This is a genomic window from Deferrisoma sp., from assembly GCF_054681715.1.
Map to the genome: position 1 here is coordinate 1 of NZ_BAAHFQ010000089.1, position 13,450 is coordinate 13,450.

Sequence of the window (13,450 nt, forward strand, 5' to 3'; positions counted from 1 at the left end):
CCGCGGCCCGCGCGTCTTTCGCTTTTCGGCGGCCGTCTGGTATTCTCCCCCTTCACCCCAGGGAGGCTCCATGGCGGAAACGCTCGTGGTGGGCATATCGGACGCCAAGGTCAGCGCGGACCCGACGGACTCGGTGGTCACTTACGCCCTCGGGTCCTGCGTGGGGCTCGCCCTCTACGACCGCGTTCGGCGGGTGGGGGGGCTTCTGCACGTCATGCTGCCCGACTCCCGGTTCCGGTCCTCGGCCCGGGAGTTCAACCCGTTCATGTACGCCGACAGCGGGTTCTACGAGCTCCTGCGGGCGGTGGAGGCCGCGGGGGGCCGCCGCCAGGACCTCGTGGCCAAGCTCGCCGGTGGAGCCAACATGCTCGGGCAGACCGCGATCTTCGACATCGGACGCCGAAACGCCGAGGCCCTGCTCGGCCTGTGCCGCCTCGAACGGATTCCCGTGCTCGGAACGAGCCTGGGGGGCACCGTGGGCCGGTCCATGGAACTGTGGCTTTCGGACGGGAGGGTGAAGGTGCGGCTGCTCGGCGTGGGGGAGGAAGTGCTGTGACGATCGAGACCATCCTGAGCCGGCTCGACACCCTCCCGCCCATGCCGGCCGTGGCGGTGCGCCTTCTGAACGCCGCCCAGGACCCCGATGTGGACCTGGCCCGGGTGGCCGAGTGGATCGAGCGGGACCCGGCCATGACGGCCAACGTGCTCCGGGCCTGCAACGCCCCGATCTACGGGCTCCGGACCCGGGTGACCTCGGTCCGGCAGGCCACGAGCCTCTTGGGACTCCGGAAGATCGTGCAGATTGCGCTCACGGTGCTCGCGAGCCGCTACCTCACCCCGGCCCAGGACGGGTACGCCCTGGCCGCCGGCGAGCTTTGGCGCAGCTCGGTCACGGCGGCGCTTGCGGCCGAGCTCCTGGCCGAGCGGGCCCGGTACCCTTCCCCGGGCACGGCCTACACCGCCGGACTCCTCCAGGACATCGGGAAGATCGTTCTCGCCGAGTTCGTGGCGCCGGCGGTCGCCGAGATCCGAAGACTCGTGGACGACGAGGGGATGGGCTGGCAGGAGGCCGAGGCCCGGGTGGTGGGGCTACCGCACCCCGAGGTGGGCGCCCGGCTCCTGGAGCGCTGGGGGTTCCCGGAGGCCCTGGTGGAATCGGTGCGCTGCCACCACGACCCGGCCCGGGCCACGGTGGACCCGGCGCTCGCCCAGCTCTCCCACTTGGCCGACGCCTTCACCATGGCCCTGGGCCAGGGCCTGGGGGCCGACGGGCTCGCCTATCCGCTCGACGAGCCGAGCCTCGCGCTCGCCCGCATCACTACGCCCCGGGACGCCGAGGAGGTCCTGGCCGAGCTCCACGACCGGGTGCGGGCGGCCGAGGACCTCTTCACCCTCTCCTGAGGACGGGGGGTCATGCGCGTCTGGAACGGTACGCTCACCGTCGAGACCCGGGGCACCGGGCACACCCTGGACCTCACCCCCGACCTGGAGCGCCTCGTGGGCTCCTGGGGGGTGGCCGACGGCCTCGGGACCTGCTTTGTTCCCGGCTCCACGGCCGGGCTCACCACGATCGAGTTCGAGCCCGGGGTGGTCCGGGACCTGGCCGAACTCCTGGAGCGGCTCGCCCCCGCGGGCGTCCCCTACCACCACGACCGGGCCTGGGGGGACGGGAACGGGTACGCCCACGTGCGCGCCGCCCTCCTGGGGCCGGACCTCTCGTTTTTGGTGCGGGGCGGCCGGGTGGTGCGGGGCACCTGGCAGCAGTTCGTCCTGTGCGATTTCGACAACCGCCCCCGGACCCGGCGCGTGGAGGTGCAGGTGATCGGGACGCCGGCGGGAGGAGGCCCATGACCGAGGCGGTCGAACGAGTGGAGCTCGACGACCCCCGCCACCTGGCGGCCCTGGTGGGCGAACGGGAGGCCCATCTCAAGGAGCTCGCCCACGTGATCCGGGACGTGACGGTGTCGTGCCGGGGCAACGTGATCCTCGTCCGGGGGGAGCCGGACGCGGCGGCGCTGGCGGCCGCCGTGCTCGAGCAACTCTACGAGCTCGTGAAGGAGGGGTACCCCCTCTACCGGGCCGACATCGATCACGCCGTGCGGGTGCTTCGGGCGAACCGCCGGGCCCGGCTGAAGGACATCTTCCTCGACGCCGTCTACATCGCGGCCGACCGCCGGGTCATCAGCCCCAAGAGCCTGGCCCAGAAGGAGTACATCGAGGCCATCCGGTCCCACGACATCGTGTTCGGCATCGGGCCGGCCGGCACCGGCAAGACGTACCTCGCCATGGCCATGGCCATCTCGGCCCACGCCAAGCGCCTGGTGAAGCGGATCATCCTCACCCGCCCGGCGGTGGAGGCCGGGGAGCGGCTGGGGTTTTTGCCCGGCACCCTCTACGAGAAGGTGAACCCGTACCTTCGGCCCCTCTACGACGCCCTGCACGACATGATGGATTTCGACCGGGCCGCCCAGCTCATCGAACGGGGTGTGATCGAGGTGGCCCCCCTGGCGTTCATGCGGGGCCGCACCCTGAACGACTCCTTCGTCATCCTGGACGAGGCCCAGAACACCACCTCGGAGCAGATGCGGATGTTCCTCACCCGCCTCGGGTTCGACAGCAAGGCCGTGATCACCGGCGACGTGACCCAGGTGGACCTTCCGCCGGGAACGGTATCGGGCCTGGTGGAGGCCGAGACGCTCCTGAGCGGGATCCCGGGCATCCGGTTCTGCCGGTTCACCCGGGACGACGTGGTGCGCCACCCCCTGGTCCAGGAGATCATCGAGGCCTACGAGGCCCGCGACCGCGCCCGAAAGGCGGAGACCGAGCAGTGAGGCGGATCCTCGCCGTGCTGGCGGTTCCGGCGGCCGCGGCCCTCGGCTTCGCCGCCGCCGCCCTCGTGGTGCTGGCCCAGGGACTCCCCCAGGTGTCCCGGCTCGAGGCGTTTCGGCCGCCCGCGGCCACCCGGGTGTACGCGGCCGACGGGTCGCTCCTGGCGGAGTTCAGCGTGGAGACCCGGATCCCGGTGACCCTCGACGACCTCCCCCCCCACGCGGTCCGGGCCTTTCTGGCCATCGAGGACCACCGGTTCTTCGAGCATTTCGGGCTCAATGTGGGCCGGATCCTCAAGGCCCTGGCCGTGGACGTCCTGGAGGGCCGGGTGGTGGAGGGCGGCTCCACCATCACCCAGCAGCTCGCCAAGGTGCTTTTTCTGACCCCCGAGCGCACCCTCCGGCGCAAGCTCCGGGAGGCCCTGCTGGCGCTTGAGATCGAGCGACGGTACACGAAGCGGGAGATCCTGGAGTTCTACCTGAACCAGATCTACCTGGGGAACGGCGCCTACGGCGTGGGCGCGGCCGCCCGGGCCTATTTCGGCAAGACCCCGTCGGAGCTCACCCTGGCCGACGCGGCGCTCCTGGCGGCCCTCCCCAAGGCCCCGGCCCGCTACGACCCCTTCCGGAACCCGGAGAAGGCCCGCGCCCGGCGAAACCTGGTGCTCCGGCGCATGGCCGACCTGGGCTGGGCCGACCCGGAGGAGGCGGCCCGGGCGGCCGAGGCGCCCCTTCCCTCCCGGCCGCCCCAGCGCCCCGTGCGGGCCCCCTATTTCGTGGAGCGGGTCCGGCGCGAGCTCGTGGAGACCCTGGGGCTCGATCCCGTGTACCAGGGGGGCCTGCGGGTGTACACCACCCTCGACCCGTCCCTCCAGGAGGCCGCCGAGGCGGCCCTGGCCGAGGGGCTTCGGGCCGTGGACGCCCGGCACCCCGGGCGGAAAACCCCGGCCCAGGGCGCGGTGGTGGTGCTCGACCTTCGCACCGGCGCCGTCCGGGCCCACGTGGGCGGCCGGTCGTGGGACGAGAGCCCCTTCGACCGGGCCGTGCAGGCCCGGCGCCAGCCCGGGTCGGCGTTTAAGTTCTTCGTGTATCTGGCGGCCCTGGAGCGGGGGTTCACCCAGGCCGACACCCTTCTCGACGCCCCCGGGGAGTTCCCGGGCTCCCATCCGCGCAAACCCTGGCGGCCCATGAACTACGACGGCCGGTTCGAGGGGGAGATGACCCTACGGCTCGCCCTGGCCCGGAGCCGAAACCTCCCGGCCGTGCGGCTTCTCGACCGGATCGGCCGGCAACCGGTGGAGGACCTGGCCCGGCGGCTCGGGCTCAAGGGGCCCTTCGGCCAGGGACTCGCCGAGGCCCTAGGGGTCGGGGCCGCCTCCCCCCTGGAACTCGCCCGGGCCTACGCGGCCGCGGCCACCGGGGGCGTTCTCCCCGAGCCCCGGTGGATCCAGGCCGTGCACGGCCCCGACGGCCGGAACCTCTGGCCGGCGCCCGCCCCGGCCCGCCGGGTGCTCGATCCGGTCGTCGCCTACTGCATGACCGACATGCTCCGGGCCGTCGTCCAGGACGGCACCGGCCGGGCGGCGCGGGGGCTCCCGTTTCCGGTGGCCGGGAAGACCGGCACCACCGACGACCAGCGGGATGCCTGGTTCATCGGGTTTTCGAGCCGGCTCGCCGCGGCCGTGTGGGTGGGGTGCGACGACAACACCCCCCTGGGCCGGGGGGAGACCGGGGCCCGGGCGGCCCTGCCCGTGTGGACCGCCGTGATGGGGGCCTCGGCCGGCGCCGAAACCCCGCCCCCGTGGCCCGTGCCCCCGGGCGTGTCGTTCGTGGAGATCGATGTGCGAACCGGCCTTCGGGCCGGCCCGGACTGCCGGGACAAGGCCCTGGCCGCCTTCGCGCGGGGCACCGAGCCCAGCCGGCCCTGCGACCACGACCGCCTGCGCTGGCCCCGGCTTCTCGACCGGGTGAACCTGGCCTCCCGTTCCCCCTGACGCACCGGGTCCGCGACTTCCCATGGACATCCAACTCGTACCGCTTCCCCTGCCCTGCCCCGCCGACCGGGCCTTCTACGCCGTGGCGCGGGGGCCCTACCCGGCGTTTCTCGACAGCGGCCTCCCCGGCCCCCTGGGCCGGCGGTCGTTCGTGGCGACGGATCCTTTCCTGGTGGTCCACGGGAAGGGCCGGTCCGCAGAGCTTCACTGGCTCCGGCAGGGCCGCACCGAGTCCTGGCGCGGGAACCCCTTCGAGCTCCTCCGGGCCCTGCTCCGGGAGTTCCGGCGGCCGGCCGGGCCCTTCCCCCTGGCACCCGGCGGGGCCATCGGGTACCTGGCCTACGACCTCTTCACCCAGATCGAGGCGATCCGGCCCACCACCCGGGACGACCTCGGGATGCCCGATCTGTTTTTCGGGTGGTACGACGCCGTGGCCGCCTTCGACCCGGTCACGGGGGAGGCCCACCTGGCCCTCTCGGGGGCCCCGGGAGACCGGGCGGAGGCCCTCGACCGGTGGGCCGAGCTGCTCCGGGCCGGCGCCCCTCCCCCCGCAGCCCCGCCACCCCTGGACCCCGGGGCGCTCGAGAGCAACTTCACCCGCGAGGGGTACTGCCGGGCGATCCTGCGCGCCAAGGAGTACATCGCGGCCGGCGACATCTACCAGGCCAACCTCTCCCAGCGGTTCAGCGCCCCGTTCGCCGGAGACCCGGTGGGGTTCTACCGGAGCCTACGCACCACGAGCCCGGCCCCCTTTGGGGCGTGCCTGTTTCCCGACGGGTTCGCGGTGCTCAGCAACTCCCCCGAGCGCTACCTCCTCATCGACGGGGACCACATCGAGACCCGCCCCATCAAGGGCACCGTTCCTCGAGGCCGAACCCCGGAGGAGGACCGGGACCTCGCCCGCCGGCTCGCCGCCAGCGAAAAGGACCGGGCCGAGCACGTCATGATCGTGGACCTCGAGCGAAACGACCTGGGCCGGGTGTGCGCCTACCGGTCCGTGCACGTGCCCGAGTTCCTGGTGATCGAGTCCTACGCCAACGTGCACCACCTGGTGTCCACCGTGGCCGGCCGGGTGCACCCGTCGCGGGACGTGGTGGACTGCATCCGCAACTCCTTCCCCGGCGGGTCCATCACCGGCGCGCCCAAGGTGCGCGCCATGGAGATCATCGACGAATTGGAGCCCACGGCCCGGGGGGTCTACTGCGGTTCGATCGGGTACATCGACTTCTCCGGCCGGGTGGACCTCAACATCGCGATCCGCACGGCCGTGGTCCGGGGGGACCGGATCCACTTCCAGGTGGGGGGCGGCATCGTGGCCGACTCGGACCCGGAGGCCGAGTACGAAGAGACCGTGACCAAGGCCCAGAGCTTCCTGAAGGTCCTCACGGGGGCCGGCCGGGTGTGGGAGGGGGAATGACCCGCTGGGCCTGGCTCAACGGCCGGCTGGTGCACGAGGCGGCGGCGGTGGTTTCCGGGGCCGACCGCGGACTCCTCTACGCCGACGGCCTGTTCGAGACCCTTCGCGTTTACGGCGGCCGGGCGTTTCGGCTCGCGGACCACTGGGACCGGCTCAGGGCCTCGAGCCGGTTCCTGGGGCTTCCGGATCCGCCGGACCCGAACCCGGCCATCGAGGCCCTCGTCCGGGCGAACGGCGCGGCCGACGCGGCCGTGCGGTTCACCTTGACCCGGGGCACGCTCCCGGCCGGGCCCCGGCCGGGCCCCGCCCCGAACCCCACGTTTCTCGCCACCCTGCGGCCCCTGCCCCCCGACCTGCCCCGCCGCCGGGCCGAGGGAGTGGAGGCCCGCACCGTGTCCCAGCCCCTCCGGGCGCGGGGGTTGGCCCTCCAGGGGCACAAGACCCTGGCCTACCTGGGAAGCGTCTGGGCCCTCGGGCAGGTGCCCGAGGGCGCCGAACCGGTCCTCCTGACGACCGAGGGCCACGTGGCCGAGGGCGCCACCTCGAACCTCTTCTGGGTCCGGGACCGAACGCTCCACACCCCCCACCCCGACACCGGTTGCCTGCCCGGGGTGGCGGCGAAGGTGGTGCGGGAACGGGCCGCCGCCCTCGGCCTCGGGGTGCGCGAGGGGTTCTACGAACCCGACCACCTGGCCGGGGCCGAGGAGGCGTTTCTCACGAACTCCGTGGTGGAGATCGCCCCCGTGCTGGCCCTGGACGGCCGGCCGATCGGGTCCGGTCGGCCGGGCCCCGTGACGCGCCGGCTCCAGGAGGCCTACGCCGAGGCCGTCCGGCTCGAGGGGGAAGGCCGGTGACCCGGGTCGCGGTGGTCTCGGCCCCGGACTACGCATCGGCCCGCGGCGCGCTCGAGCGGGCGCTCGCCCTCCTGGGAGGTCCGGAGGCCTTCGCGGCCCGGGGCGACGCCGTGCTCGTCAAGCCCAACCTGCTCGCGGCCCGGCGGCCCGATGTCGCCGTCACGACCCACCCGGCCGTGGTGGACGCGGCCCTGGGGATCCTCCGGGACCTGGGGGCCCGGCCCGTGGTGGGCGATTCCCCGGGGTTCGGGTCGGCCCGGCGGGTCGCCGAGGTCTCCGGGGTGGCCGAGGTCTGCCGCCGCCACGGGGTGCCGGTGGTGGACCTGGGCGAGGGCCCGGTGGCGGCCGCCCGGGGCCGGGTGTACCGGGAGCTTGCGATCGCGTCCGCGGCCCTCGAGGCCGACCGGGTGTGGAACCTCGCCAAGTGGAAGACCCACACCATGATGGGGCTCACCCTGGGGGTGAAGAACCTCTTCGGCTGCGTGCCCGGCCGGCGCAAGGTGCGGCTCCACTTCCGGGCCGGAAAGTCCGCCGACACCTTCGCCCAGCACCTCCTCGACGTGGAGCACGCCGTGGGGCCGGCCCTCACCGTGCTCGACGGCATCGTGGCCATGGAGGGGCCCGGGCCCGGCCGGGGAACGCCCGTCGGCCGAAACCTTCTCCTGGCCTCGGCCGACGCCCCGGCCCTCGACTGGGTCGCGACCCGGCTCTCGGGGTTCCGGCCCGACGAGGTGCCCACCGTGGCCGTGGGCCTCCGGACCGGCCGGGTCGACCCGGCCCGGATCGAGGTGGTGGGGGACCCCGCCCGGCCCCTGCGGTTCCGGCCGGCACCCGGAAGCCCCTGCGACTGGCCCCTCCCCCGGCCCCTGCGCCATCTGATCCGGGCCGCGGCCGCGCCCCTTCCCACGTTCGATCCCGGCTCGTGCACGGGCTGCGGGGTGTGCGTCGAGAGCTGCCCGGCCCAGGCCCTGCGGCCCGGGCGCCCCCCGGCGTTCTCGCCGCGGCAGTGCATTCGGTGCTACTGTTGTCAGGAACTCTGCCCCGAGGGGGCCGCCAGGGTGCCCCGCCGGGGACTTCGTTCGCTGGTTCGGGAACTGGGGAGGAGGGAGTCGCGATGAGGGGCGTCTTCGTGGGGATCGACGTGGGGGGCACGCACACCGACGGGGTGGCCGTGGAGGAAGGGCGGGTGGTGCACAAGGTCAAGGTCCCGACCCACGCGGACCTGCGGGAGTGCACCCTGGACGCCCTGGAGGCCCTTCTGGACGGCATCAACCCCCGATCGGTCCGCCGGGTGGTGCTGAGCACCACCCTCGTGACGAACGCCGTGGCCCAAGGCGACCTCGAGCCCACCGGCACCCTGATCACGGCCGGGCCGGGCATCTCGCCGCGGCTTCTGGCCCTGGACGACCGGTTCCGGGTGGTGCCCGGGGCCATCGACCACCGGGGCCGGGAGATCGTGCCCCTGGGGGAGGCCGAAGCCCAGCACTGCCTCGAGGAGTTCGCCCGGGCGGGCATCCGGGTGCTCGCGGTGGCCGGGAAGTTCTCCACCCGCAACCCCTCCCACGAGCGCCGGCTCGCCGAGCTCGCGGGTGACCGGTTCGAGTTCGTGGCCCTCGGGCACCAGGTGGCCGGCACCCTGAACTTCCCCCGCCGGATCGCCACGGCGTACCTGGCGGCGGGGGCCTGGCGGCTTCACCGCACCTTCGTGGCCTCCATGACCGACGCCCTGCGCCGGTTCAGCGTGCTAGCCCCCCTCTACCTCCTGCGGGCCGACGGAGGAACCCACGTGGCCCGGACCCTCGCGAACCCGGCCGAAACCGCCCTTTCCGGCCCGGCCGCGAGCGCCCTGGGGGCCCTGGCCCTGGACGCGGTGGAGGCCGACACCGTCGGCCTGGACGTGGGGGGCACCACCACGGACCTGTGCCTTTTTACGGCCGGATCCCCCCTCCTGGAGCCCCACGGGGCCACCATCGGCCCCTACCGCACCCAGATCCGGGCCCTGTTCACCCGTTCGGCCCCGGCCGGGGGCGACAGCTGGGTCCGGGTCGAGGACGGACGCATCCGGATCGGGCCGCGCCGGTTCGGCCCGCCCGCGGCCCTCGGGGGGACCCACCCCACCCCCACCGACGCCCTGGTGGTCCTGGGCCGGGCCGTGGGAAACCGCGGCCGCGCCCTCGAGGCCCTGGCCCCCATCGCCCAAGCCCTGGGCACCTCGTCCGAGGGGGCGGCCCGGAGGATCCTGCGCGCCTGGGGAGGGGAGATCGCCGGGGCCGTGGAGCGGATGCTCGAAGAGGTGAACGCCCGGCCCGTGTACACCCTCCACGAGCTCCTCGAGGGGCACCGGGTGCGGCCCCACCGGGTTCTGGCCGTGGGCGGGCCGGCCCGGGCCCTCGCCCCCTACGTGGAGGAGGCCCTCGATCTTCCCGTGACGGTGCCCAACCACTTCGACGTGGCGAACGCCGTGGGCGCGGCCGTGGCCCGGGTGAACGCCGAGGTCCACGCCATCGCCGACACGGCCCGGCGGTACCTCTCGCTGCCCGAGGCCGGCGTGTACGAGCCGATCCCGGCCGGGTTCACCATGGCCGACCTCCAGGCCCGGGCCACCGAAACCCTGCTCGCCGCGGCCCGGGCGCGGGGCGAACTCGACCCCGCGGCGGCCGTGGACGTGACCGACGTGGAGAGCTTCAACGTGATCGAGGGCTTCACCACCGTCGGCCGGATCCACCGGCTCCGGGCCCAGATCCGGCCCGGCATCCTGTTCCGGGTCGAGTAGAGGAGGAAACCCCATGCGGCTCCAGGCCCCCCAGAAAACGGGCGTCGTGTTCTTCCCGGCCTTCGACTGGGCCATCGACCCCACCCACCCCGAGCGGGAGGAGCGGCTCCTCTACACCCGGGACCAGCTGTTCGAGGAGGGGATCTTCGACATCGAGGGCATCGTGGAGTACCCGCCCCGGGTCGCCGAACTCGCCGACATGGAGCGGGTCCACACCGGGGTGCCGGACCTCCGGCGGCACGTGAGCCCGTCCCACCTGGTGTCCGCGGGGGGCGCCATCGAGGCCGCCACCCGGGTGATGGAGGGCGAGGTGGAGCGGGCCTTCGCCCTGGTGCGGCCCCCGGGCCACCACGCCCGCCGGGTGGTCCACGGCCTCAGGGGGTTTTGCATCGTGAACATCGAGGCCGTGATGATCGAGCACCTGCGCCGCAGGTACGGGGACCTGCGGGTGGCGATCGTCGACACCGATTGCCACCACGGCGACGGCACCCAGGACATCTACTGGAACGACCCGGACACCCTGTTCATCTCCCTTCACCAGGACGGCCGGACCCTCTACCCGGGCTCCGGGTTCCCCGACGAGTTCGGGGGGCCCAACGCCTTCGGCACCACGATCAACGTGCCCCTGCCCCCCGGCACCACCGACGACGGGCTCCTGCACGTGATCGACCACCTGGTGCTCCCGATCCTGGAGGAGTGGAAGCCCGACCTCATCGTGAACTCGGCCGGCCAGGACAACCACTTCACCGACCCGATCACCGACATGGCCATCACGGCCCAGGGGTACGCCACCCTGACCCGGCGGCTGCGGGCCCACGTGGCCGTGCTCGAGGGGGGCTACTCGGTGCAAAGCGCCCTGCCCTACGTGAACACCGGGATCCTCCTGGCCATGGCCGGCCTCGACACCAGCGCCGTGGTGGAGCCCGACTACCAACCCGGCCTCCTGCGCATGGGGGAACGGGCCCGGCAGTACGTGGAGCGGCTCGCCGAGCTCCTGCTCGAGAAGTTCCGGCGCCGAGACGAGCTCAGGGCCCAGGCCGTGCGGGGCCGGACCCACCTCGAGGAGTCCCGAAGCGTCTTCTACGACGGGGCCGGCATCCGGGAGCAGCAGCGCGAGCGGGTCCGGGTGTGCGACGACTGCGCCGGGGCCGTGGTTCTCGAAAGCTGGGAGCGGCCGGCCGAGAAGGCCCTGCGGGTCGAGATCCCCCGGCGGGCCTGCCCCGCGTGCCGGGCCGAGGCCGAGGACGCCTTCCACCGAGCCTCCACCGACGAGTATCTCCTGGTGGAACTCCACGACCGGCCCCACGACCGCATCGAGAGAAAGCGCCGGGAGGGCTGAGGCCCGGGGAGCCCCCCGGGGCGGCTGGCGCCCCGGGGGGAGCGCTCCGCGGCCTACTTGTGGCAGGCCGAGCACTTCGTGGGGGCCTCGGCGGCCTTGGCCTTGATCACGGCCTTGTGGCAGGACCGACACAGGTCGTGGAAGAGGTCCTTGACCTTGCCCGGGCCCCCGGCCGCCTCGAACATCTGGTCGGCGGTCTTGCACGACAGGCACGACCCGGCCTCCTCGGGCGTCTTGGCGGTGTGGTGACAGGCGGCGCAGGTGAAGTCGTCCTCGTACGGGAACCGGGAGAAGGCCTGCTTGCCCTTTAGGTACTCCTCGGCATGCCGCCGGTGGGAGAACCCGGGCACGGCCTTCACGTCCTTGGGCAGGCCCGGGGCGTCGGGGTGCTTGACCTGCACGTTGAGGTCCAGGGTTTCGGGCACCGCCGCCGGGTCGGCCGCGGGGGCCGGGGAACCGGCGAGGCATACGGTGGCGAAGAGAGCCAGAACGGTGATGCGCGTTTTCATGATCGTTCCTCCTGTGGGAGATGGGGGGGTTCGGGACCGCGGCGTGGCGCCTTCGGCCGCGGCCACACCCCCTCTATACGGCCCCCGGAGGCGTTTCGCCATCCACATCGGGCCCCATGCGGCCCGATGTCGGGTCGGCGCGACCCGACGTCGGGCCGACGGCGGCCGCCCGGGGGGGCCGCCGTGAGCCGGCCCGCACCCCCCACCCTGCGCCTCGACGGCGACAAGGTCCGCCGCATCCGGGAGGCCAAGGGTCTCACCCAGCTCTATGTGGCCGAGGTGGTGGGGGTCAGCGTCGACACCGTGAGCCGGTGGGAAAACAACCGCACGGCCTCGGTGCGGCGCGAAAACGCCGAGAGCCTGGCCGCCGCCCTGGAGGTGGACCTCGCCGAGATCCTCCCCGACGGGGGGGAAGCCGGCCCGGAACCCCCTCCTTCCCCCCGGCGCCGCCCGGGCGTCTGGGGGGCGCTCGCCGCCGGGGCGGTGGTGCTCTTGACCTTGGGCTGGTGGGTCTGGGGCGCGAACGGCGCGGTCCGGGCCCGACGGGACCTTTCCCCCTACTGCCCTCCGGGTTCCCGGATCCCGGTTCTGATCGACGTCGAAACCGAGGCGTCGCGGGTCGTCGTGCGCGAACGGCTTCCCCCGGGGTGGATCTTCGAGGGGTCCGTACCGGCCCCGAGCCAGGGCCCCACGGCCGACGGGGTCGTCCGGTGGATCCTCTCGGTTCCCGACGGCCACGCCCGGATCGGGTACGTGGTGAGGGCGCCCCCGGGCCCCGAGGGCAGCGCCCACCGGTTCGAGGGCACGGTCGTGGCCGGCCGCCGGTCCTCGCCCCGGCCGATCCGGGGCGAGGGCCGGATCGATCTCGAGTACGTCCACTGGGCCGACCTGGACGCGGACTTTGCCGTCTCCGACGCCGAGGTCCTCTCGGCCCTGGAGCGGCTCGACGCCGTGGAGGGGCTGGGACTCTCGGCCGAGGACCTCCGGGCGCTCTGGGGGGCGCCGGAGTACGACTGGGATCCGGACCGGAGGACCTTCGTGACCCCGGAACCCGCGAACCGCTGAGGACCCGAAGGAGGTCCGGTACCCCTCCGGCCCGGTCCCGTCCTCAGAACACGTTGCCCACGGTGAAATGCCACACCGTGCGGGGCTCGCCGTCGCGCGGGTCGAGGTTCATCCCCAGGTCCAGGGCCAGGGGCCCCACCGGGGTTTCGTAACGGATCCCCGCCCCGGCCCCCTGCCGCAGGTCCCCGAAGTCGGCGGGCTCCACCGCCCGGTTCCAGACGTTCCCCGCGTCCCAGAACAGGGCGAACCCGAACCCCTTCCGCCAGCGGTAGCGCACCTCGGCCCGGAGGTTCGCCATGAGGTCGCCGCCCAGGGGCGTGCCGTCGCTGGAGCGCGGGCCGATGGCGTCGCGCTCGAACCCCCGCACGCTGCCCCGACCCCCGAGGAAGAAGCGCTTGTTCACCGGGAGCTCGGCGGTGCGGCCCAGCGTGAGGGCCAGCCCCCCGCGGGCCAGGAGGGCCAGGGTGAACCGGCCCGCGCTCCAAAACCCGCTCACGGTGCCGGTGTAGCGCTCGAACTCCGCCTCGGACCCCAGGAACGCGGGCGCCCACTCGGCCTGGACCTCGTGGTAGAACCCCGACCGGGGGTTAAAGGGGTCGTCCCGGGAGTCCCAGGCCAGGAACGGCCCCACGGACGAAAGCAGATAACTCGTGGTCGGGTCCCCGGCCTCC

At 73.6% G+C, this 13,450-nt stretch carries 13 protein-coding genes; 11 read left to right on the top strand and 2 right to left on the bottom strand.

Features of this window, described 5'->3' with window-relative positions; all coding sequences use genetic code 11:
* Positions 1-70 precede the first annotated feature (70 nt).
* Genes ACY0I8_RS12055 through ACY0I8_RS12100 form a run of 10 tightly spaced genes read left to right on the top strand, consistent with a single transcriptional unit; the run spans position 71 to position 11,205 of the window.
* Complete coding sequence (locus tag ACY0I8_RS12055) at positions 71-556, top strand: chemotaxis protein CheD (RefSeq protein WP_459942480.1); 486 nt, start codon at positions 71-73, stop codon at positions 554-556.
* Positions 553-1,401 carry an HDOD domain-containing protein gene (locus tag ACY0I8_RS12060; protein ID WP_459942481.1) on the top strand — a complete coding sequence of 283 codons (849 nt, stop codon included), beginning with the start codon at positions 553-555 and terminating at the stop codon, positions 1,399-1,401. Before ACY0I8_RS12055 ends, ACY0I8_RS12060 begins: the two co-directional genes overlap by 4 nt.
* 12 nt (positions 1,402-1,413) lie before the next feature.
* Positions 1,414-1,851 carry a secondary thiamine-phosphate synthase enzyme YjbQ gene (locus ACY0I8_RS12065; protein ID WP_461394954.1) on the top strand — a complete coding sequence of 146 codons (438 nt, stop codon included), beginning with the start codon at positions 1,414-1,416 and terminating at the stop codon, positions 1,849-1,851.
* Positions 1,848-2,831: a PhoH family protein gene (locus ACY0I8_RS12070; RefSeq protein ID WP_459942483.1), complete on the top strand. Its 984-nt coding sequence runs from the start codon at positions 1,848-1,850 to the stop codon at positions 2,829-2,831. The genes ACY0I8_RS12065 and ACY0I8_RS12070 overlap by 4 nt, the downstream gene beginning before the upstream one ends.
* Positions 2,828-4,822, top strand: a complete 1,995-nt coding sequence (locus ACY0I8_RS12075; protein ID WP_461394955.1) for a penicillin-binding protein 1A — start codon at positions 2,828-2,830, stop codon at positions 4,820-4,822. The genes ACY0I8_RS12070 and ACY0I8_RS12075 overlap by 4 nt, the downstream gene beginning before the upstream one ends.
* Before the next feature lie 22 nt (positions 4,823-4,844).
* Entirely contained in the window at positions 4,845-6,239 is a 1,395-nt protein-coding gene (pabB, locus tag ACY0I8_RS12080) for an aminodeoxychorismate synthase component I (RefSeq protein WP_461394956.1), read from the top strand.
* On the top strand, positions 6,236-7,093 hold the full coding sequence (locus ACY0I8_RS12085; protein ID WP_459942486.1) for an aminotransferase class IV: 858 nt from the start codon (positions 6,236-6,238) through the stop codon (positions 7,091-7,093). The genes pabB and ACY0I8_RS12085 overlap by 4 nt, the downstream gene beginning before the upstream one ends.
* Complete coding sequence (locus ACY0I8_RS12090; protein WP_461394957.1) at positions 7,090-8,211, top strand: DUF362 domain-containing protein; 1,122 nt, start codon at positions 7,090-7,092, stop codon at positions 8,209-8,211. Before ACY0I8_RS12085 ends, ACY0I8_RS12090 begins: the two co-directional genes overlap by 4 nt.
* Positions 8,208-9,866 carry a hydantoinase/oxoprolinase family protein gene (locus ACY0I8_RS12095; RefSeq protein WP_461394958.1) on the top strand — a complete coding sequence of 553 codons (1,659 nt, stop codon included), beginning with the start codon at positions 8,208-8,210 and terminating at the stop codon, positions 9,864-9,866. Before ACY0I8_RS12090 ends, ACY0I8_RS12095 begins: the two co-directional genes overlap by 4 nt.
* A gap of 13 nt (positions 9,867-9,879) precedes the next feature.
* Entirely contained in the window at positions 9,880-11,205 is a 1,326-nt protein-coding gene (locus tag ACY0I8_RS12100) for a histone deacetylase family protein (RefSeq protein ID WP_461394959.1), read from the top strand.
* Positions 11,206-11,258: 53 nt separating this feature from the next.
* On the opposite strand, the gene ACY0I8_RS12105 is transcribed toward ACY0I8_RS12100, so the two are convergent.
* Positions 11,259-11,714, bottom strand: coding sequence for a cytochrome c3 family protein (locus ACY0I8_RS12105; protein ID WP_461394960.1), 456 nt, complete (start codon positions 11,712-11,714; stop codon positions 11,259-11,261).
* Between the two features lie 183 nt (positions 11,715-11,897).
* Here ACY0I8_RS12105 and ACY0I8_RS12110 point away from each other — a divergent pair, with 183 nt between their 5' ends.
* The gene (locus ACY0I8_RS12110) at positions 11,898-12,779 is read left to right on the top strand and encodes a helix-turn-helix domain-containing protein (protein WP_461394961.1); all 882 of its coding nucleotides are present in this window, start codon (positions 11,898-11,900) and stop codon (positions 12,777-12,779) included.
* 43 nt (positions 12,780-12,822) lie between these two features.
* Here ACY0I8_RS12110 and ACY0I8_RS12115 read toward each other — a convergent pair.
* On the bottom strand, positions 12,823-13,450 hold a 628-nt coding region (locus tag ACY0I8_RS12115), incomplete at its 5' end, for a BamA/TamA family outer membrane protein (protein WP_461394962.1).